General features: G+C 65.5%; 16 protein-coding genes. 9 read left to right on the forward strand and 7 right to left on the reverse strand.

Annotation, left to right across the window (positions count from 1 at the left end; translation table 11 throughout):
• Positions 1-3 precede the first annotated feature (3 nt).
• Both PTT45_RS20470 and PTT45_RS20475 read left to right on the forward strand, forming a co-directional pair.
• On the forward strand, positions 4-1,149 hold the full coding sequence (locus PTT45_RS20470; protein WP_273815826.1) for a PilT/PilU family type 4a pilus ATPase: 1,146 nt from the start codon (positions 4-6) through the stop codon (positions 1,147-1,149).
• Between the two features lie 106 nt (positions 1,150-1,255).
• Positions 1,256-1,657 (forward strand): NINE protein, encoded by a 402-nt coding sequence (locus PTT45_RS20475; protein WP_273815827.1) that lies wholly within the window; start codon positions 1,256-1,258, stop codon positions 1,655-1,657.
• A gap of 56 nt (positions 1,658-1,713) precedes the next feature.
• Here PTT45_RS20475 and PTT45_RS20480 read toward each other — a convergent pair whose 3' ends face one another.
• From PTT45_RS20480 to gshB, 7 genes are all read right to left on the reverse strand, one after another.
• Positions 1,714-2,985: a dihydroorotase gene (locus tag PTT45_RS20480; RefSeq protein WP_273815828.1), complete on the reverse strand. Its 1,272-nt coding sequence runs from the start codon at positions 2,983-2,985 to the stop codon at positions 1,714-1,716.
• A complete protein-coding gene (locus PTT45_RS20485) occupies positions 2,985-3,986 on the reverse strand; it encodes an aspartate carbamoyltransferase catalytic subunit (RefSeq protein WP_273815829.1) in 1,002 nt (333 codons plus the stop codon). The genes PTT45_RS20480 and PTT45_RS20485 overlap by 1 nt, the downstream gene beginning before the upstream one ends.
• A gap of 9 nt (positions 3,987-3,995) precedes the next feature.
• Positions 3,996-4,502: a bifunctional pyr operon transcriptional regulator/uracil phosphoribosyltransferase PyrR gene (pyrR, locus tag PTT45_RS20490; RefSeq protein ID WP_273815830.1), complete on the reverse strand. Its 507-nt coding sequence runs from the start codon at positions 4,500-4,502 to the stop codon at positions 3,996-3,998.
• A gap of 15 nt (positions 4,503-4,517) precedes the next feature.
• A complete protein-coding gene (ruvX, locus tag PTT45_RS20495; RefSeq protein ID WP_273815831.1) occupies positions 4,518-4,949 on the reverse strand; it encodes a Holliday junction resolvase RuvX in 432 nt (143 codons plus the stop codon).
• Positions 4,946-5,512: a YqgE/AlgH family protein gene (locus PTT45_RS20500; protein WP_273815832.1), complete on the reverse strand. Its 567-nt coding sequence runs from the start codon at positions 5,510-5,512 to the stop codon at positions 4,946-4,948. The genes ruvX and PTT45_RS20500 overlap by 4 nt, the downstream gene beginning before the upstream one ends.
• Before the next feature lie 64 nt (positions 5,513-5,576).
• Complete coding sequence (locus PTT45_RS20505; RefSeq protein WP_273815833.1) at positions 5,577-6,479, reverse strand: energy transducer TonB; 903 nt, start codon at positions 6,477-6,479, stop codon at positions 5,577-5,579.
• Positions 6,480-6,565: 86 nt separating this feature from the next.
• Complete coding sequence (gene gshB, locus PTT45_RS20510) at positions 6,566-7,525, reverse strand: glutathione synthase (RefSeq protein WP_273815835.1); 960 nt, start codon at positions 7,523-7,525, stop codon at positions 6,566-6,568.
• Between the two features lie 224 nt (positions 7,526-7,749).
• Here gshB and pilG point away from each other — a divergent pair, with 224 nt between their 5' ends.
• From pilG to PTT45_RS20545, 7 genes are all read left to right on the forward strand, one after another.
• Positions 7,750-8,157, forward strand: coding sequence for a twitching motility response regulator PilG (gene pilG, locus PTT45_RS20515; protein WP_043310982.1), 408 nt, complete (start codon positions 7,750-7,752; stop codon positions 8,155-8,157).
• Between the two features lie 47 nt (positions 8,158-8,204).
• A complete protein-coding gene (gene pilH, locus PTT45_RS20520) occupies positions 8,205-8,570 on the forward strand; it encodes a twitching motility response regulator PilH (protein ID WP_043310983.1) in 366 nt (121 codons plus the stop codon).
• Positions 8,571-8,617: 47 nt separating this feature from the next.
• Positions 8,618-9,154 carry a chemotaxis protein CheW gene (locus PTT45_RS20525; protein ID WP_273815836.1) on the forward strand — a complete coding sequence of 179 codons (537 nt, stop codon included), beginning with the start codon at positions 8,618-8,620 and terminating at the stop codon, positions 9,152-9,154.
• A gap of 84 nt (positions 9,155-9,238) precedes the next feature.
• On the forward strand, positions 9,239-11,281 hold the full coding sequence (locus PTT45_RS20530) for a methyl-accepting chemotaxis protein (protein WP_273815837.1): 2,043 nt from the start codon (positions 9,239-9,241) through the stop codon (positions 11,279-11,281).
• 68 nt (positions 11,282-11,349) lie between these two features.
• A complete protein-coding gene (locus PTT45_RS20535) occupies positions 11,350-12,213 on the forward strand; it encodes a CheR family methyltransferase (RefSeq protein ID WP_273816044.1) in 864 nt (287 codons plus the stop codon).
• A 22-nt stretch (positions 12,214-12,235) separates the two neighbouring features.
• Entirely contained in the window at positions 12,236-19,942 is a 7,707-nt protein-coding gene (locus PTT45_RS20540; protein WP_273815838.1) for an Hpt domain-containing protein, read from the forward strand.
• Positions 19,935-20,954, forward strand: coding sequence for a chemotaxis protein CheB (locus PTT45_RS20545; RefSeq protein ID WP_273815839.1), 1,020 nt, complete (start codon positions 19,935-19,937; stop codon positions 20,952-20,954). The genes PTT45_RS20540 and PTT45_RS20545 overlap by 8 nt, the downstream gene beginning before the upstream one ends.
• The last annotated feature ends 28 nt before the right edge of the window (positions 20,955-20,982 follow it).

A 20,982-nucleotide genomic window follows, 5' to 3' on the forward strand; every position in this document is an offset into this window, starting at 1 on the left:
AAGATGGAATTTGAAAAGCTGCTGCGTCTGATGGTGGAGAAGGGCGGTTCCGACCTGTTCATCACCGCGGGCGTACCTCCTTCTATGAAGGTCAATGGCAAGATCATGCCGGTGACCAAGAACCCCATGTCGCCGGAGCAGACCCGCGAGACGGTGCACTCGGTGATGAACGAGCAGCAGCGTCGCGAATTCGCCGAGAACCACGAGTGCAACTTCGCCATCAGCGCCCGTGGCGTCGGCCGTTTCCGCGTCAGCGCCTTCTACCAGCGCAACCTGGCCGGCATGGTACTGCGCCGCATCGAGACCAACATCCCGACTCTGGATGACCTCAAGCTGCCCGAGGTGCTGAAGAAGCTGGCGCTGACCAAGCGCGGCCTGGTGCTGTTCGTCGGTGCAACCGGTACCGGTAAGTCCACCTCGCTGGCGGCGATGATCGGCTATCGCAACAAGAACACCAGCGGCCACATCATCTCCATCGAAGACCCGATCGAGTACATCCACCAGCACCAGAACTGCATCGTCACCCAGCGCGAGGTCGGCATCGACACCGAATCCTTCGAAGTGGCGCTGAAGAACACCCTGCGCCAGGCGCCGGACGTGATCCTGATCGGTGAGGTGCGGACCCGCGAGACCATGGACCACGCCGTGGCCTTCGCCGAGACCGGCCACCTGTGCCTGGCCACCCTGCACGCCAACAACGCCAACCAGGCGCTGGACCGGATCATCAACTTCTTCCCGCCGGATCGGCAGAACCAGGTGTGGATGGACCTGTCGCTCAACCTCAAGGCCATCGTCGCCCAGCAGCTGGTGCCGACGCCGGATGGCAAGGGTCGCCGCGCGGTGATCGAGGTACTGATCAACACCCCGCTGGCCGCCGACCTGATCCGCAAGGGCGAGGTGCACGAGCTCAAGGGCCTGATGAAGCGCTCCACCGAGATGGGCATGCAGACCTTCGACCAGGCCCTGTACAACCTCTACACCCAGGGCGAGATCACCTACGAAGATGCGCTGCTCTACGCCGACTCGGCGAACGACCTGCGCCTGATGATCAAGCTCGGTTCGGAGTCCGATGGCGAGCACCTGACCCAGATGACCGAAGGGCTGAGCCTGGAAGTCAGCGAAGAGGACCCGGGCCGGCGCTTCCGCTGAGACCGCCTCTTGCCAAAGCCCGCGCAAGCGGGCTTTTTATTGGCTGCCGGCAACCCCAGCACGGGCCGCCGGTCCAACCCGCGTCTGCCCACAGAAGGAGAATGGCATGGACACGAGACAGGATACCCACAGCAAGGTCATCGGCTATCTGCTATGGATCTTCGGCTTCCTCGGCGCGCACCGCTTCTACTATGGCAAGCCGGTGACCGGGACCATCTGGTTCTTCACCTTCGGCCTGTTGTTCATCGGCTGGATCATCGACCTGTTCCTGATTCCGGCGATGGATCGCGAGGCGGACCAGCGTTTCACTGCCGGCGACACCGACTACAACGTCGCCTGGATTCTGCTGACCTTCCTCGGCGTGTTCGGCGTGCACCGCATGTACCAGGGCAAGTGGATCACTGGGATCATCTATCTGCTCACCGGTGGCCTGTTCCTGCTCGGCGTGCTTTATGACTTCTGGACCCTGAATACCCAGGTGTCGATCAAGAACGCTTCACGCGCCTGAGTCCAAGGCAAAAGAAAAAGCCCGCCGATTGGCGGGCTTTTTCATGGCGCGGTGCTTCAGCTCTGGTAGCTGATGCGACCGTCGACCAGGGTGTAGCGCACCTGGCCCGGCAGGCAGTGACCGATGAACGGGCAGTTGCCGCCCTTCGAGCGCCAGGTCTCGCCGGCCAGGGTCTGGCCTTCGGCATCGAACAGCAGCAGGTCGGCCGGAGCGCCCACGGCCAGGCGGCCGGCGGGCAGGCGCAGGGCCTTGGCCGGGCCGCTGGTGAGGCGGGCGAGCAGGGTCGGCAAGTCGAGCAGGTCGTCCTGCACCAGGGTCAGGGCCAGTGGCAGCAACAGCTCGGCGCTGCTGATGCCCGGTTCGGTGGCGCCGAACGGTGCCAGCTTGGCATCGGCCTCATGCGGCTGGTGGTGGCTGGCGATGCTGCCGATCACGCCGCTCTTCACCGCCTGGCGCAGTCCGTCGCGGTCGAAGGCGGTGCGCAGTGGTGGTTGCACGTGGTACAGGCTGGAGAAGCCCAGCAGGGCTTCGTCGGTGAGGATCAGCTGGTACATCGCCACGTCGGCGGTCACCGGCAGGCCGCGGGCCTGGGCGGCGGCGATCATCTCGGCGCCGCGGGCGCTGGTGATCTGGCTGAAGTGGGCGCGCACGCCGCTCTGCTCGACCAGCAGCAGGTCGCGGGCCAAGGCTACGGTCTCCGCCGTCTCGGGAATCCCGGCCAGGCCGAGGAAGCTGGCGGTGGCACCTTCGTGGGCCAGGCCGCCTTCGGCCAGGTCAGTGTCCTGGGCGTGGAACACCACGGTCAGGTCGAAGGTGGCGGCGTATTCCAGCGCGCGGCGCAGGGTGCGGTTGTTGGCCATCGGTGCCAGGCCGTTGGCGAAGGCCACGCAGCCGGCATCGCGCAGCGCAACCAGCTCGGCCAGCTGCTCGCCGGCCAGACCCTTGGTCAGCGCGCCTATCGGGAACACCTTGGTGTGGCCGGCCTCCTGGGCGCGGTCGAGGATCAGCTCGGCCACGGCCGGGGTGTCCAGTACCGGCTTGGTCAGCGGCGGGCAGCACAGGCTGGTGACACCGCCGGCAGCAGCGGCCAGGGTCTCGCTGGCGATGTTGCCCTTGCGGCTGTAGCCCGGCTCGCGCAGGGCAACGGACAGGTCGACCAGACCTGGACTGGCGATCAGGCCGCGGGCGTCCAGTTCCTGGTCGGCGACGAAGCCGGCCGGCGCCTGGTCGAAGGCGGCGAGCTTGCCGCCGTCCAGATAGAGGTCGCGGACCTGATCCAGGCCGCTGGCCGGGTCGATCACCCGGGCTCCGAGGATTCGCATGCGCATCAGTTGTGCTCCTCGGCATTCAGTTGACGCTGGGCGGCCTGGCCGCTCATGGCCATCGACAGCACGGCCATGCGGATGGCGATGCCGTAGGTGACCTGGTTGAGGATGACCGACTGCGGGCCGTCGGCCACCGCCGATTCGATCTCCACGCCGCGGTTGATCGGACCCGGGTGCATCACCAGGGCGTCCGGCTTGGCCAGCTTGAGGCGCTGCTCGGTCAGGCCATAGAGCTTGTAGAACTCGCCCTCGCTGGGCAGCAGGCCGCCCTGCATGCGCTCGCGCTGCAGGCGCAGCATGATCACCACGTCGACGTCCTTGAGGCCTTCGGCGAGGTCGCTATAGACGTTCACGCCGTACTGCTCAATGCCCACCGGCAGCAGGGTCTTCGGCCCGATCACGCGGATGTCCGGACAGCCCAAGGTCTTCAGCGCCAGCATGTTCGAGCGCGCCACCCGCGAATGCAGGATATCGCCGACGATCGCTACCGATAGGTTCTCGAAGCTGCCCTTGTGCCGGCGGATGGTCAGCATGTCGAGCATGCCCTGGGTCGGGTGCGCGTGGCGGCCATCGCCACCGTTGATGATCGCCAGATTCGGGCACACGTGTTCGGCGATGAAGTGCGCGGCGCCGGAGTCGGCATGGCGCACGACGAAGATGTCGGCGGCCATGGCTTCGAGGTTGCGCAGGGTGTCGAACAGGGTCTCGCCCTTGCTGGTCGAGCTGGTCGACACGTTGAGGCTGATCACGTCGGCCGACAGGCGCTGGGCCGCCAGCTCGAAGGTGGTGCGGGTGCGCGTGGAGTTCTCGAAGAACACGTTGCACACGGTCTTGCCGCGCAGCAGCGGGACCTTCTTCACCGCACGGGCGCCGACTTCGAGGAAGGAGTCGGCGGTGTCGAGGATTTCCGTCAGCAGCTCGCGCGGCAGGCCGTCGAGCGAGAGGAAGTGGCGCAGCTGGCCCTGGTCGTTGAGCTGCAGCGAGCGCTTGGCGTCGATGGGCATGGGGTGGTCCTAGGCGGAGAGGCTTTGCAGCTCGAGGGTGAGCGGCGCGGGGCCGGACAATTTTACCCGTTGCTCGGGTGCCAGGGCGAGGGTAGCGCCGAGCACGTCGGCATGGATCGGCAGCTCGCGGGCGTCCAGGTCGAGCAGGCTGACCAGGGTCACGCTGGCCGGGCGGCCGTAGTCGAACAGTTCATTGAGGGCGGCGCGGATGGTGCGGCCGCTCATCAGCACGTCGTCGATCAGCACCAGGTGCTGGTCTTCGACCTCGAACGGCAGTTCGGACGGCTTGACCTGCGGGTGCAGGCCGCTGCGGGTGAAGTCGTCGCGGTAGAACGACACGTCCAGGGTGCCCAGCGGCTGCTCCAGGCCGAGCTCGCGCAGCAGCGCCTCGGCGACCCAGACGCCGCCGGTGCGGATGCCGATGAAGTGCACCTGCTCGACGCCGCGGCGCGCCAGCAGGGCTTTGAGCTCGCTGGCCATGCGCGGCAGCAGTTGTTGGGGATCGGGCAGCGACATGGGCGTTCCTCGCAATCAGTCGTGAAGATGGTGTTCCAGCCAGCCTTCCAGCAGCAGGGCGGCGGCCAGGGCGTCGACCGGGCGCTCGCGGTAGCCGCCGCGCTGGCCCTGGGCCAGGCGCTGGCCCTTGGCTTCGAAGGTGGTCAGGCGTTCGTCGTGGGTATGCACCGGCAGGTTGAAGCGGCCGTTGAGGCGGCGGGCGAACTTTTCCGCACGCTCGCTCATCTCGCTGCGGGTGCCGTCCATGTTCAGCGGCAGGCCGACGACGATGGCGTCCGGCTGCCATTCCTTGATCAGCGCCTCTACCTTCTGCCAGTCCGGCACGCCGTTCTGTGCCTTCAGTACGCAGAGCTCGCGGGCTTGGCCGGTGATGGCCTGGCCGACGGCGACGCCGATCTGCTTGGTGCCGTAGTCGAAGCCCAGCAATAGACGCGGCGCTGCGCTCATGCGTGGCCCGCCTGGGCGGTGAGCAGGCTGAGGTTGATGCCCAGGCGCGCGGCGGCGGCCGACAGGCGCTGCTCGGCGGGGGTGTCGAAGAGGATGGCGGCGTCTGCCGGGCAGGTCAGCCAGGCGTTGTCGGCCAGTTCGGTCTCCAACTGGCCCGCTTCCCAACCGGCGTAGCCGAGGGTGATCAGGTGCTTGGCCGGGCCGTTGCCCTCGGCGATGGCGAACAGCACGTCCTGGGAGGTGGACAGGGCCAGCTCGCCCAGCTCCAGGGTGGCCTGGAAGCTCTGTCCGCTCGGATGCAGGACGAAGCCGCGATCGGTCTGTACCGGGCCGCCGGCGAAGATCGGCAGGCTCTGGCAGAGGACGGACGGTGCCTCGTCGGGGCGCAGCTGCTCCAGCACGTCGGCCAGGTTGAGGCCATTGGGGCGGTTGATCACCAGGCCCATGGCGCCCTGTTCGTTGTGTTCCACCAGATAGGTGACGGTCTGCGCGAAGTTGGGATCGGCCATGTGCGGCATGGCGATCAGGAAGTGATGCTTGAGGTAGCTGACGGCGGTTTTCATGGTCGCTAGTTTCGACCCTGATGGCGCCGGCTTCAAGCGCCGGGCGGAAATGCCGCAGCGCCGATCAGTTGCTGGACAGGCGGTCGCCGCGCTCGAAGCGCCAGGTGCGGATGATTTCCAGGCGGTCGATGTCGGCCAGGTCGCCGGTGAAGGGGGCGAAGGGCGCAGCCAGACGCACGATGCGCAGGGCGGCCTGGTCCAGGGTTGGCTGGCCGGATGGCTCCAGCACCTGCACTTCATACAGCGTGCCGTCGCGGTTGATCGACACCAGCAGGCGCAGGCTGCCGTAGATGCGCTGGCGCCGCGCTTCTTCTGGGTAGTTCAGGTTGCCGACCCGCTCGACCTTCTTGCGCCACTCGTCCTTGTACCAGGCGCCCTTGTCACGCATGGTCGAGGCGGCGTTGAGGCGGTGGATCTTCGGGCGCTTGGCGTAGAGTTGCTGTTCCTGGGCCAGTTCGGCCTCCAGGCTGGCGATCTCGGCGGACAGCTGGGTGCTGTCGAACACCGGCGCCTGCTGGGCATCCGGCTGCGGCTCCTCTTCCTTCTGTTTGGTCGCGGCTTTCTGCTGTTGCTGCTTGGTGGTCGTCAGGGAGGTCTTGGCGACCGCGGCTTCCTTGCGCTGGGTCGGCTGCGGTGCGGCGGCCGGGGTGACCTTGTTGACCTTGCTGTCCTGGAACGGCGCCTGCTCGGTGGTCTTGGGCGCCGCCTTGTGCTCCAGGGTGCCGCTGCCCTGTTGGTTGTCCTGGGCGAGGAAGTCGGCCTCCTTGGGCTTCTCCTGGCTCTTGAAGGTGGACAGGGTGATTTCCAGGGTCTTGCTGATCTGCCCGGGCTCGGCCAGGGAGAAGCTGACGCCGAGGATCAGGGCCAGGTGCAGCAGGGTGGCGACGAACAGGGTGAAGCCCAGGCGATCCGCGGGGCGGATGCCTGAGCTGGTCAGTTCGGGCGGCGGTTTCAAGGCTGCGTTCATCTGCTTGCGCGGGTTACGAATTGCCGCGCAGTCTGCCGGCTCGGGTCGTCAGGCTGCAAGCCGCAAGCGCCAAGCTGCCACCTGGATCAAGCTTTGCGCGCGGCAAGCTTGCCCTCGATGGCGTCCATCAGGCGCTCGCCGATGCGGGTGTCGTAGGCCTTGTCGATCTCGCGGATGCAGGTCGGGCTGGTCACGTTGATCTCGGTGAGGTGCTCGCCGATCACGTCCAGGCCGACGAACAGCAGGCCCTTTTCGCGCAGTACCGGGCCGACTTCGGCGGCGATCCAGCGGTCGCGCTCGGTCAGTGGGCGGGCTTCGCCACGGCCGCCGGCGGCCAGGTTGCCACGCGTCTCGCCCTGGGCCGGGATGCGTGCCAGGCAGTAGGGCACCGGCTCGCCGTCGATCATCAGGATGCGCTTGTCGCCGTCCTTGATGCCCGGCAGGTAGCCTTGCGCCATGATCTGTTGGGTGCCGTGGGCGGTCAGTGTCTCGAGTATCACCGAGAGGTTGGGGTCGCCGGCGCGGTGGCGGAAGATCGAGGAACCGCCCATGCCATCCAGGGGTTTGAGAATGATGTCACGCTGTGCTTCTGCGAACTCGCGCAGAATGTCGGGTCTGCGGCTGACCAGTGTGGGCGGCATGCAATGGGGGAACTGGGTGGCGAACAGCTTCTCGTTGCAGTCGCGCAGGCTCTGCGGGCGGTTCACCACCAGCACGCCATCGCGCTCGGCCTGCTCCAGTAAGTAAGTGGAGTAGACGAACTCGTTGTCGAAGGGCGGGTCCTTGCGCATCAGGATCACGTCCAGGTCCGCCAGGGGTGAATCCTGTTCCTGGCCCAGTTCGAACCAGCGCTGCGGGTCGTTGAATACCTGCAGCGGGGTCATGCGGGCGCGGACCTGGCCGGCATTCTGATAGAGATCTCGCTGTTCCATATAGAACAGTGTCCAGCCACGAGCCTGGGCGGCGAGAAGCATGGCCAGCGAGCTGTCCTTCTTGAAGTTGATCTGGGCGATGGGATCCATGACGATCCCCAGGCGAATGCTCATGGGGTGAAACCTGCTGCAGGATGGCCGAAAAGGATAAGCAAGGGTGGCGCTGCAAGGCGTCGCTGGTCAAGAAAAACCCCGTGTATTAGGGGCTTATAGATTGCGTCAGGAGAGTGTGCTAAAAAGTCCGGACGATCGGGTCGCAGCCCGTCAGTGTTAGGGCCTTAGCCACACTGTGCTGAATAGATAAAACAATGACTCACCGAGGCGATGGTAGGGCAGACATGGAACAGCATTCCGAGGGTTTGAAGGTCATGGTGATCGACGATTCGAAGACGATTCGTCGCACCGCCGAGACTCTGCTGAAGAAGGTGGGTTGCGAGGTCATCACCGCGGTAGACGGCTTCGACGCCCTGGCCAAGATTGCCGATACGCATCCGAGCATCATCTTTGTCGACATCATGATGCCCCGCCTCGATGGTTATCAGACCTGCGCCCTGATCAAAAACAACAGTGCTTTCAAATCCACCCCGGTGATCATGCTGTCCTCCAAGGACGGTTTGTTCGATAAGGCCAAGGGGCGCATCGTCGGTTCCGACCAGTACCTGACCAAGCCTTTCAGCAAGGAAGAACTGCTCGGCGCTATCAAGACGCATGTGCCCGAATTCGTCCCGGTGGAGCAAGCCTCCTGATTTAGCCGGCCACAAGCCGGCGATGCCTATTCCGAATGGGGAACTTCATGGCTCGTATTCTGATTGTTGATGACTCGCCGACCGAGATGTACAAGCTGACTGCCATGCTCGAGAAGCATGGTCATCAGGTACTCAAGGCGGAGAATGGCGCCGATGGCGTGGCTCTGGCCCGCCAGGAAAAGCCTGATGCCGTGCTGATGGATATCGTCATGCCCGGTCTCAACGGCTTCCAGGCGACCCGTCAACTGACCAAGGACGCCGAAACCAGCCACATCCCGGTGATCATCGTCACCACCAAGGATCAGGAAACCGACAAGGTCTGGGGCAAGCGCCAGGGCGCGCGTGACTACCTGACCAAGCCGGTCGATGAAGACACGCTGATGAAGACCCTCAATTCGGTGCTGGCCGGCTGAAGCCGCGCCAGTCCGTAGCCCCATAAGAAGAAAAGGCCAAGGCCGGCATGTCGGACGCGCAATCCCCCTTCCAGCTTCTCGTTGACCTCGACCAACGCTGTCGTGCGCTGGCAGCTGGTCTGCCGTCGCAACAGCAGACGGTACAGACCTGGAGTGGCATTGGCTTTCGCATGGGTGAGCGCTACTTCGTGGCGCCCATGGGTGAAGTCGGCGAAGTGCTGCACGAACCGCGGCACACGCTGCTGCCAGGCGTGAAGAACTGGGTGAAGGGCGTGGCCAACGTGCGTGGCCGGTTGCTGCCGGTTATGGACCTGTGCGGTTTCTTCGGTAGCGACCTGTCGCCTTTGCGCAAGCAGCGGCGAGTGCTGGTGGTAGATCACAACGAAGTCTTCGCCGGCCTTACGGTCGATGAGGTGTTCGGCATGCAGCATTTCCCGGTAGATACCTTTTCGGAGCAATTGCCTCCACTCGAAGCGGCCATATCGCCCTTCATTCATGGGGTTTTCCAGCGCGAGCGGCCTTGGTTGGTGTTCAGCCCGCACGCGTTGGCGCTGCATCAGGGTTTCCTCGACGTGGCGGTATAAGAATTTTCGGTTGGGTCGGCATTTGCCGGCCCTTTGGCGTTACATGGAAATAGTTGTGCGGTCGGTCCAGGCGGGGGCCAAATAATGAAAAAACTCGATGCAGGCAATCTCTTGGCAGGTGTGCGCAGTAACACGCTGATCGCCGGACTCTTCATAGTCCTGATCATTTCCATCGTGTTGCTGTTCGCCAACTTCGCCTACCTCAACACCCAGTCCAACTACGACAAGGAATACATCAGCCACGCAGGCGAACTGCGCGTGCTGTCCCAGCGTATTGCGAAGAACGCCACCGAAGCGGCGACCGGTAAGGCCGAAGCCTTCCCGCTGCTCAAGGAAGCGCGTCGTGACTTCGAAGAGCGCTGGGGTTTCCTGACCACCGGTAACGAGGCCACCGGCCTGCCGTCCGCGCCGGAGTCGGTGAAGCCGCAGATGGACGAAGTGCAGAAGGACTGGGACGTGCTGCGGCAGAACGCCGACGCCATCCTGCAGAGCGAACAGACCGTACTGTCGCTGCACCAGGTAGCGGCGACCCTCGCCGAAACCATCCCGCAGCTGCAGGTCGAGTACGAAGAGGTGGTCGACATCCTGCTGCAGAGCGGTGCGCCGGCTGCCCAGGTCTCGGTTGCCCAGCGTCAGTCGCTGCTCGCCGAACGTATCCTCGGCTCGGTGAACAAGGTGCTGGCCGGTGACGACGACTCGGTACAGGCCGCCGACATGTTCGGTCGTGATGCCAGCCTGTTCGGTCGCGTACTCAAGGCGATGATCGAAGGCAACACCGCCATGGAAATCTCCAAGGTGACCGATCCGGATGCCCTGGAGCGTCTGGCCGAGATTTCCGAGCTGTTCCAGTTCGTATCCGGTTCCGTGGACGAGATCCTCGAGACCTCGCCGGAACTGTTCCAGGTTCGTGAATCCGCCAACACCATCTTCACCGGTTCGCAGACCCTGCTGGACAAGACCTCCGGTCTGGCCGGCAACTTCGAAGACCTGGCCGACGGTCGTGTGTTCAACACCCTGGCTGGTTACGTGCTGGGCGCCCTGGCCCTGGCCGCGATCATCCTCATCGGTCTGGTGATGGTGCGTGAGACCAACCGCCGACTGGCCTCTACCGCCGAGAAGAACGAACGTAACCAGGCGGCAATTCTGCGACTGCTCGACGAAATCGCCGACCTCGCGGACGGTGACCTGACCGTGGCCGCGACCGTAACCGAGGACTTCACCGGTGCGATCGCGGACTCCATCAACTACTCCATCGACCAGCTGCGCGACCTGGTAGCGACGATCAACTCGACCGCCGTACAGGTGGCCGCCGCCGCCCAGGAAACCCAGGCCACTGCAATGCACCTGGCCGAGGCTTCCGAGCACCAGGCCCAGGAAATCGCCGGTGCATCCGCGGCGATCAACGAAATGGCCGTGTCGATTGACCAGGTATCGGCGAACGCCGCGGAATCCTCCGCGGTAGCGGAACGTTCCGTAGCCATCGCCAACAAGGGTAACGAGGTGGTGCACAACACCATCACCGGCATGGATAACATCCGTGAGCAGATCCAGGACACCTCGAAGCGGATCAAACGCCTCGGTGAATCGTCCCAGGAGATCGGTGACATCGTTAGCCTGATTAACGACATTGCCGACCAGACCAACATCCTCGCACTGAACGCCGCGATCCAGGCCTCCATGGCCGGTGACGCGGGTCGAGGCTTCGCCGTGGTAGCGGACGAGGTACAACGCCTCGCAGAACGTTCCTCTGCTGCAACCAAGCAGATCGAGGCGCTGGTTAAGACGATTCAGACCGACACCAACGAAGCGGTTATCTCCATGGAGCAGACCACTTCCGAAGTAGTGCGCGGTGCCCGCCTGGCGCAGGACGCCGGTGTGGCCCTGGAAGAGATCGAGAAGGTATCCAAGACCCTCGCGGCCCTCATCCAGAACATCTCCAACGCCGCCCGTCAGCAGGCTTCGTCCGCTGGCCACATCTCCAACACCATGAACGTGATTCAGGAGATCACCTCGCAGACCTCCGCAGGTACCACCGCTACCGCCAAGAGCATTGGTAACCTGGCCAAGATGGCCAGTGAGATGCGTCGTTCGGTATCCGGCTTCACCCTGCCGGACGGCCAGGCCTGATCTAGGGAGGTGCAGCGGCCCGCGAGGGTCGCTGCCCGGGGCACTCGGCCATGAGCGAGGGGCACGGCATGCAGCCAAGCGGCGTCTGGGCCCTGAAGCCCATGGCCGATATGTCGCAGACGGAGTTCCGCGACTGGCAGGCCCTGCTGGAAGAGCGTACCGGCGTGGTAATCAACGAGCAGCGCCGGGCCTTCCTGCAGACCAACCTGACCGCGCGCATGCGCGAGGTCGGTGTCGACGACTACGCCAGCTATTTCCGCCAGGTCACCGATGGCCCGCGCGGCGCGGTGGAGTGGTCGACCCTGCTGGACCGCCTCACCGTGCAGGAGACCCGCTTCTTCCGTCACCGCCCGTCCTTCGATGTACTGGAGAGCTACCTGCGCGGCCGTCTGGCCACGGATGAACAGCAAAACCCCCTGGCCCTGTGGAGCGTCGGTTGCTCCAGCGGCGAGGAGCCTTACTCGATGGCGATCTGCGCCGCCGAAGTGTTGCGCGAGCTGGATAGTCCGCGGCAGTTCGGCGTGACCGGTACCGACATCAGTCTGAACGTGTTGAACAAGGCGCGCGAAGCGGCATACGGCGCGCGCAAGCTGGAACAGATGGACAGTGACCTGTGCGAGCGCTACTTCCTCGCCCAGGTCGATGGTCGTTACCAAGTGGTGCCTGACCTGGCGGCGCGTGTCTGCGTCGCCCGGTTGAATGTGCTGGAGCTGGCCAAGGCGCCGCAATCCGGCATGGACGTAATCTTTTGCCAGAACCTGCTGATCTATTTCCGCCGCTGGCGCCGCCGCGAAATCCTCAACCGTCTGGCCGAGCGCCTGGCGCCGGGGGGGATGCTGGTGGTCGGGGTTGGTGAAGTAGTCGGTTGGCAGCATCCGGACCTGGTGCCGGTGGCTGACGAACGGGTCCTGGCTTTCACCCGCAAGGGCTAAGACAAGAATGACTGGAGCAGGTATGGGTGATCGGCACGACTATGTCGCCCTGGAGTGGGTCAAAGGCGAGATCGCGGAGACCCTGAAGCAGGCCCGCCAGGCCCTGGAGGCGTTCGTCGAGAACCCCCAGGACGCCACGCGCATGCGTTTCTGCCAGACCTACGTGCACCAGGTGCAGGGCACCCTGCAGATGGTCGAATTCTACGGCGCGGCTCTGCTCGCCGAGGAAATGGAGCAGCTGACCCAGGCCCTACTGGATGGCCGCGTGGGCAACCAGGCCGAAGCCCTGGAAGTGCTGATGCAGGCGATCCTGCAGCTGCCGGCCTACCTCGACCGCATCCAGAGTGCCCGCCGCGACCTGCCGATGGTCGTGCTGCCGCTGCTCAACGACCTGCGCGCCGCGCGTGGCGAGAACCTGCTGTCGGAAACCAGCCTGTTCTCTCCGGACCTGTCCGGCCGCCTGCCGGCGCTGTCCATCGACTCCCTGGAAAAACTGCGCACCGCCGAACTGCCCGTGCTGCTGCGCAAGCTGCGGCAGATGCTGCAGATGTCCCTGGTCGGCGTTATTCGGAGCCAGGACCTGGCCACCAACCTGGGCTACATGGCTCGCGTTTTCGCGCGCCTGGAAACCCTGTGCAAGGAGGCTCCGCTTGGCCCGCTGTGGCAGATCGCCTCCGGCATGGTCGAAGGCCTAGCCAATGGCAGCGTGATCAACAGCGCCTCGGTGCGTACCTTGCTGCGTCAGGTCGACAAGGAGCTCAAGCGCCTGGTCGAGCAGGGCGCCGACGGCATCAACCAGGGCGCCCCGGACGAGCTGACCAAGAACCTGCTGTTCTACGTGGCCAAGGCGCCGGCCCAGTCGCCGCGCATTCGCAGCCTGAAGGATCAATACCGCCTCGACGACGCGCTGCCCGACAGTGGCGTGGTCGACGAGGAGCGCGCGCGCCTGGCCGGTCCTGACCGCGACGCCATGCGTTCGGTGGTCGGAGCCCTGTGCGAGGAGCTGGTGCGGGTCAAGGACAGCCTCGACCTGTTCGTGCGCAGCGACCGCAAGCAGGTCGCCGAGCTGGATTCCCTGCTGGCGCCGCTCAAGCAAATCGCCGATACCCTGGCCGTGCTCGGCTTCGGCCAGCCGCGCAAGGTGATCCTCGACCAGATTGACGTGGTGCATTCCCTGTCCCTCGGCCAGCGCGAACCGAACGACGCGGTGCTGATGGACGTGGCCGGCGCGCTGCTCTATGTCGAGGCCACCCTGGCCGGCATGGTCGGCCCTGGCGACGATGCGCAGAACGAACAGAGCCACCTGCCGACCACCGACGTGGCGCAGATCCACCAGCTGGTGATCAAGGAGGCGCGTACCGGGCTGGAACAGGCCAAGGACGCGATCATCGAGTTCATCGCCTCGCAGTGGAACCACGAGCACCTGGCCCGCGTACCGGAGCTGTTGACCCAGGTCCGTGGCGGCCTGGCCATGATTCCGCTGGCGCGTGCCGCTGAGCTGCTGAAGGCCTGCACCCGCTATATCGAAGAACAGTTGCTGGTGCGCAAGGCCGTGCCCAACTGGCAGAACCTGGACACCCTGGCTGACGCCATCACCAGCGTCGAGTACTACCTCGAGCGTCTGGCCGAAGACCATGCGACCCAGGGCGACCTGATCCTCGACGTTGCCGAGGAGAGCCTGGAAAGCCTGGGTTACCCGCTCAAGGAAAAGCCGTCGATCCTTGATCGCATCGAGCCGCGCGAGGAAGCCCCGGCGCCGCTGGCCGACCCGCTGCAGGACATCGAAGTGCTGACCGCCGAGGAAGTGGCCTTCGAACCGCTGGCCGAAGAGCCAGCGCTTGAGCTGGAAGAGCTGCCGGCCTTGTCTCTCGATGATGCCGGTGACGAGCTGAGCGCCGAGTTCGCCGAACTGCAGGCTGAAGAGCCCAGCGAGATGCTGGTTTCCGACGACAGCTGGAGCCTGGGTGAGGTTGCTGCGGAAGAGCCCGTCAGCATCGGCCTGAGCCTGGATGCTCCGCTCGAGCTGAACACCCTGGACGATCTGCAACCACTGTCCGGCGAGCTAGAAGAGCTCACGCTCGATAGCTCCTTTATTGCCGCTCCTGGCGATGGCGAGCCTCTGAGCAGCGACGAGCTGCCGGCGCTAGGCGAGGAGCTGACCAAGCTGTCGCTGGACGCCGATGAGCTCAGCCTCGACAGCGCGGCGACCAACTGGGACGAGCTGGAAATCGCCGACCTGGAGCTGCCGGAAGTCGAGCTGCCGAGTGCTCCGCTCGAGCCCGAACCGGCTCAGTCGGCCGCTGCCAAGCCGATGACCATGGCCGAGGTGATGGCCGCCCCGGTGCAGGCGATCAACCCGCCAGCTCAGGATGTGCCGCCGAGCCTGCTGCCGCCGCCCGCCGACGAAGAACCGGTGGACGAGGAGCTGCTGGAAGTCTTCATCGAGGAAGTCGGCGAGGTTCTCGAAACCATCAACGAGTACCTGCCGCAATGGCGTGCGGACACCGACAACAAGGACGCGCTGACCGAAGTGCGGCGCGCCTTCCACACTCTCAAGGGTAGTGGTCGCATGGTCCGCGCCCTGATCATCGGTGAGCTGGGCTGGTCCATCGAGAACATGCTCAACCGCGTGCTGGATCGCAGTATCCAGCCGGATCAGCCGGTGCAGCAGGTGATCGTCGACGTGGTCGAGCTGATGCCGGCGCTGGTCGACGAGTTCGCCGCCAAGGCTCAGCGCCAGCGCGACGACGTTGACCGTCTGGCCGCCACTGCCCACGCCCTGGCCCGTGGTCAGGTACCGAGCTTCGCCGTCGTCGCCGAGTCGCCGAGCGAGCCCGAGCCGGCGCCAGCCGCCGAGATGCTGATCGACGAAGTCGAACTGGAAGCGCCAGAGACCCCGACTTTCGGCGTTTCCGCCGAGGACGAGGGGCTCGACCCGCTGCTGCTGGAGATCTTCCGCAACGAGGCGGAGACGCATCTGGATACCCTGGTCGGCTTCCTCGCCGACTGTGCCCAGGAACTGCCGCAACCGGTGACCGATGACCTGCAGCGCGCCCTGCATACCCTCAAGGGCAGTGCGCACATGGCCGGCATCCTGCCGATCGCCGAGATCGCCACGCCGCTGGAGAAACTGGTCAAGGAGTTCAAGACCAACCTGATCGCCATGGACCTGGCCGAGGCCGAGTTGCTGCGCGATGCCGAGCACCTGTTCCGCGCCGGCCTGGAACAGCTGGAGAGCCACCCGCTGGCGCCGATCCCGGGCGCCGCGGAGTTCCTCGAGCGGGTCCAGAAGCTGCACCAGGATCGCCTGGGCGCCGCCGAGAGTGCGCGCCTGGAGCAGCAGGATCACCGCGACCCGCAGCTGATCTCGATCTTCCTTGCCGAGGGCATGGACATCCTGCTGGATGCCGAGGACCTACTGCGCAAGTGGCGCGAGCATCCCAGCGAGCAACAGGAGCTTTCAGCCCTGTTCGAGGAGCTGACTACCCTCGGTCGCGGTGCCGAGATGGCCGAGCTGCCGCAGATCGATGAGCTGTGTCAGGCCCTGTTGGCCCTTTATCAGGCCGTGCTGGATGGTCGCCTGGCGGTGAGCGAGGACTTCTTCGCCGAGGCCGAGGCTGCCCACGAGGCGCTGATCGGCCAGATGGACCAGGTCGCCGCAGCCTTGCAGGTCAGCCCGCAACCCGAGCGCGTGGCCGCGCTGCGCAATCTGTTGGATCAGGCGTTGAACCCGGCGACCCTGGCCCTGCTGGATACCGCCAACAACGCCGGCCTCGAAGTCGTCGAACTGGATGAGTTGCCGGTAGAAAGCGAGCCGCTGCTCGAGTTCGATGCCGAGCCGATCCTGGTCGCCGACGAAGAGCCGATTGCTGCTATCGAACCGGAGCCGGTCGCACCGCTGACCAGCATGCCGGAGAACCTCGATGCCGAGATGGTCGAGATCTTCCTGGAAGAGGCCGTCGATATCCTCGACAGTGCTGGCCAGGCCCTCGACCGCTGGCTGTCCGACCCCGACAGCACCATGGCGTTGTCCTCCCTGCAGCGCGACCTGCACACGCTCAAGGGCGGTGCGCGCATGGCCGAGATCCGCGCCATCGGTGATCTCGCGCACGAACTGGAATCCCTCTACGAAGGCCTGGTGGATCGCCGCTTCAGCTACTCGCCATTGCTGGCCAGCCTGCTGCAGCAGAGCCACGATCGCCTGGCCGTGGTGCTGGAGCAGTTGCAGCGTAACCAGCCGCTGCTCGACTCGTCGGAACTGATCGAAGCGATCCGCTCCTTTCGCCAGGGCGGCACGCTAGCCGCGCCGAGCGTACTGGCAAGCGACGAAGTCGAGTCGATTCAACTCGATGCCGCTCCGCAACCGGACGAGTCGATGGAGATCGACCTGGGCGAACTGGCCGAGGTGGACTTCGTCGCCCCGCAGCCGGACGAACTGCCCGAACTGAATATCGAGATTCTCGAGCCCGTGGCCGAGGAGCTGCCGGAGGCAATGCCGGCGCTGAGCTCCGACGAGTGGCATCTGGATGACTCCCTGCCGGCGCTGGGTGCCGAGACGGAGGAGGCGCAGCCTGCCGCTGTTCCGGAACCGACCGTAGCTGAAGAGCAGGTCGAGTCGGCGGAAATCGACCTGAACGAACTGTCCGAGGTGGATTTCGTCGCGCCGCAGCCGGACGAACTGTCTGAACTGCACATCGAAGCAAGCGAGCCAGCGAGCGAAGAACTGCCGGAGACGATGCCCGAGCTGAGCGCACAGGAATGGCATCTGGACGAGTCCCTGCCCGCCCTGGGCGCCGAGGATCTGCCGGCGTCTGAAGAGAGCTCTGCCGCTGTCGAGCTCGAGCTTGAGTTCGAGCCCGTGCCCGAACCTGTTGCTCCGGCCCCTGTCGCCGCCTCGCCGGAGCCGGTGATCGACCGCGACCCCGAGCTGGTGGAGATCTTCCTCGAGGAAGGCTTCGACATCATGGACAGCGCCTCCGCTGCCTTGCAGCGCTGGATGACCGATGTCGACAACACCCTCGAGGTCGAGGCCCTGCAGCGCGACCTGCACACCCTCAAGGGTGGTGCGCGCATGGCCGAGATTCGCGAGATCGGCGATCTGGCCCACGAACTGGAATTCCTCTACGAGGGCGTCGGCGACGGCCGTCTGAAGGCCAATGGCGATCTGTTCGGCGTGCTGCAGGCCTGTCACGACCGTCTCTCCGAGATGCTCGAGGCGGTGCGCGGTAACCGTGCGATCCCCGATGGTCTGGCCCTGATCGAAACCATCAAGCGCTTCCGCGCCAACCCCGACGCGCAGCTGAGCGTGCCCACCAGCGTGCACCTGCAGCCGGTGGTGGAAGAAGAGCTTGGCGCCGAAGCCGACGACATCCTCGATATCTTCCTCGAAGAAGCGGATGAACTGCTGGAGGCCATGGAGGCCGCCATCGGGCGCTGGGAAGCCGATCGCAGCAATGGCAGCCCCATCGACGAGCTGCTGCGCATCCTGCACACCCTCAAGGGTGGTGCGCGTCTGGCCGGGCAGAAGCGCCTGGGCGATCTCAGCCACGACTTCGAACAACATCTGACCGAGGCCCAGCAGCAAGGCGCGCCCTGGCCGGAAAGCCTGTTCCTCGACGTGCAGTCCGGTTTCGAAGGCCTGCAGGGCGAGCTCGACCAGCTGCGCAAGCGCCTGGACGACAGCCAGGTGGTCGAGGCCCAGGCCGTTCCGCACGACGAGCCGTCGCCGGTCGAGGCCGCTCCGGCGCCTGTGGCCCTGGCCACGCCGATCGTCGCCGCCAGCAGCCTGCCGCAGGAGCAACAGCAGAACAAGGTACTGCCCTTCGTCGAACGTGCCGCCGAGGCCGCCGCCCGCGCCGCTGCCCAGCGCGCGCCGCAGGAACTGGTCAAGGTACCTGCCGAACTGCTCGAGGGCCTGGTCAACCTGGCCGGTGAGACCTCGATCTTCCGTGGTCGCGTCGAGCAGCAGGTGAGCGACGTCGGCTTCACCCTCGGCGAGATGGAAGCCACCATCGAGCGGGTACGCGACCAGCTGCGCCGTCTCGACACCGAGACCCAGGCACAGATCCTCAGCCGCTACCAGGCCGAGGCCGAGCGCGCCGGCTACGAAGACTTCGACCCGCTGGAGATGGACCGTCACTCGCACCTGCAGCAGCTGTCGCGTGCATTGTTCGAGTCCGCCTCCGACTTGCTCGACCTGAAGGAGACCCTGGCGGCGAAGAACCGCGACGCCGAGACCCTGCTGCTGCAGCAGGCACGGGTCAACACCGAGCTGCAGGAAGGCCTGATGCGCACCCGCATGGTGCCGTTCGACCGCCTGGTGCCGCGCCTGCGCCGTATCGTCCGCCAGGTGGCCGGCGAGCTGGGCAAGCAGGTCGAGTTCCATGTCGGCAACGCCGAAGGCGAGATGGACCGTACCGTGCTGGAGCGCATCGTCGCTCCGCTGGAACACATGCTGCGTAACGCCGTCGACCACGGCATCGAGTCCGCCGACAAGCGGCGTGCCGCCGGCAAGTCCGAGGTCGGCAATATCCGCCTGACCCTGGGCCGCGAGGGTGGCGACATCCTCCTGGTGCTGGCCGACGACGGTGGCGGCATCCGCCTCGACGCGGTCAAGCGCAAGGCCCTCGAACGCGGGCTGATGGACGAGGGCAGTGACCTGTCGGATCACGAGATCCTGCAGTTCATCCTCGAGGCCGGCTTCTCCACCGCCGAGAAAGTCACCCAGATTTCCGGCCGCGGCGTCGGCATGGACGTGGTGCACTCCGAGGTGAAGCAGCTCGGCGGCTCCATGAGCATCGAGTCGACGGTCGGCGAGGGCACCCGCTTCCTGATCCGCCTGCCGTTCACCGTGTCGGTCAACCGCGCGCTGATGGTGATGTCCGGAGAGGACTTCTACGCCATCCCGCTGAACACCATCGAAGGTATCGTGCGGGTCTCGCCGTACGAGCTGGAGGCCTACTACGGTCCGGACGCGCCGCGCTTCGAATACGCCGGCCAGGCTTACGAACTGAAGTACCTGGGCGACCTGCTGAACAACGGCCAGCAACCCAAGCTGGTCGGCCAGAGCCTGCCGCTGCCGGTGATCCTGGTGCGTTCCAGCGAGCACGCCGTGGCGGTGCAGGTGGACGCCCTGGCGGGCTCCCGCGAGATCGTGGTGAAGAGCCTCGGCCCGCAGTTCGCCGGCGTGCATGGCATCTCCGGTGCGACCATCCTCGGTGACGGTCGCGTGGTGGTGATTCTCGACCTGCTGGCGACCATCCGTGTGCGCCATGCCCACCTGCTCGGTCAGGTCCAGGCCCCACGCCTGGCCAGCCAGGCACCGGTGGCGGCGGAAGTCGACAGCGCGCGGCCGACCCTGGTCATGGTGGTGGACGACTCGGTCACCGTGCGCAAGGTCACCAGCCGCCTGCTCGAGCGTAACGGCATGAACGTGCTGACTGCCAAGGACGGGGTCGATGCCATCGCCCAGCTGCAGGAGCACAAGCCGGACATCATGCTGCTCGACATCGAGATGCCGCGCATGGACGGTTTCGAAGTGGCCACCCTGGTGCGCCACGACTCGCGCCTGAAGGACCTGCCGATCATCATGATCACCTCGCGGACCGGCGAGAAGCACCGCGAGCGGGCCATGACCATCGGCGTCAACGAGTACCTGGGCAAGCCGTACCAGGAGTCGGATCTGCTGGAAAACATCCTGAAGCTGGTCAAGGACAAGGCCAATGACTGACAGAACAGCTGCTCGTATCGCGGTCATCGCCGACACCTCGCTGCAGCGCCATGTGCTGCAGCAAGCCCTGTCCGGCAGCGGCTACCAGGTGGTGCTCAACAGCGACCCGGCGCGCCTCGACGAGGCGGCCCTGGCTGACTGCGAGACCGACCTGTGGCTGGTGGACCTGGCGCAGTCGGAAGACTCCCCGCTGGTCGACAACCTGCTGGAGAAGGCCAGCGCCCCGGTGCTGTTCGGCGAGGGCCATGCCCCCGAGCGCCACTCGGAGAACTACCCGCGTTGGGAGCGCCGCCTGTTCGGCAAGCTCAAGCGCCTGGTCGGCGACCCGGCTCAGGCCGTCGGCCCGAGCCTGGAAGCCCTGTTGGCCGAGGCGCAGCGACCCAGTCGCCTGGAGCTGCCGGCCTCTCTGGCAGAAACTCCCCTGGTGGCTGGCGAACCGGCCCGCCAGGTATGGCTGCTGGCCGCTTCCCTCGGTGGCCCGGCGGCGGTCAAGGAGTTCCTCGACGCCCTGCCCGGTGGCCTGCCGATCGGCTTCATCTATGCCCAGCACATCGATGCCGCCTTCGAGTCCGCGCTGCCCCAGGCCGTCGGCCGCCACAGCCAGTGGCACGTCAACCCGGCGCGCAGTGGCGACGCGGTGCGTTGCGGCGAAGTGGTGGTGGCGCCTATCGGTAACGAACTCGGCTTCAGCGAGGACGGCGCCATGCAGGTGGCCGATCGCGGCTGGCCGGAGCCCTACAGCCCATCCATCGACCAGATGATGCTCAACCTGGCCCAGCAGTTCGGCGCCAACTGCGGCGTGATCGCCTTCAGCGGTATGGGTAGCGACGGCAGTGCCGCCGCCGCCTACGTGCGCCGCCAGGGTGGCGTTATCTGGACCCAGAAGGCCGACAGCTGCGCCAGCCCGAGCATGCCTGACAGCCTGCGTGAAGGTGGCTACAGCGTCTTCAGTGGCGACCCGCGCGAGCTGGCCTCCGCCCTGGTCAATCACCTGGCCGAACAGTGCCAGTAACGGCGCCAGCAGTCTTTCAAGGAGCCGC

This window comes from Pseudomonas sp. Gutcm_11s, from assembly GCF_028649395.1.
GTDB lineage: Bacteria > Pseudomonadota > Gammaproteobacteria > Pseudomonadales > Pseudomonadaceae > Aquipseudomonas.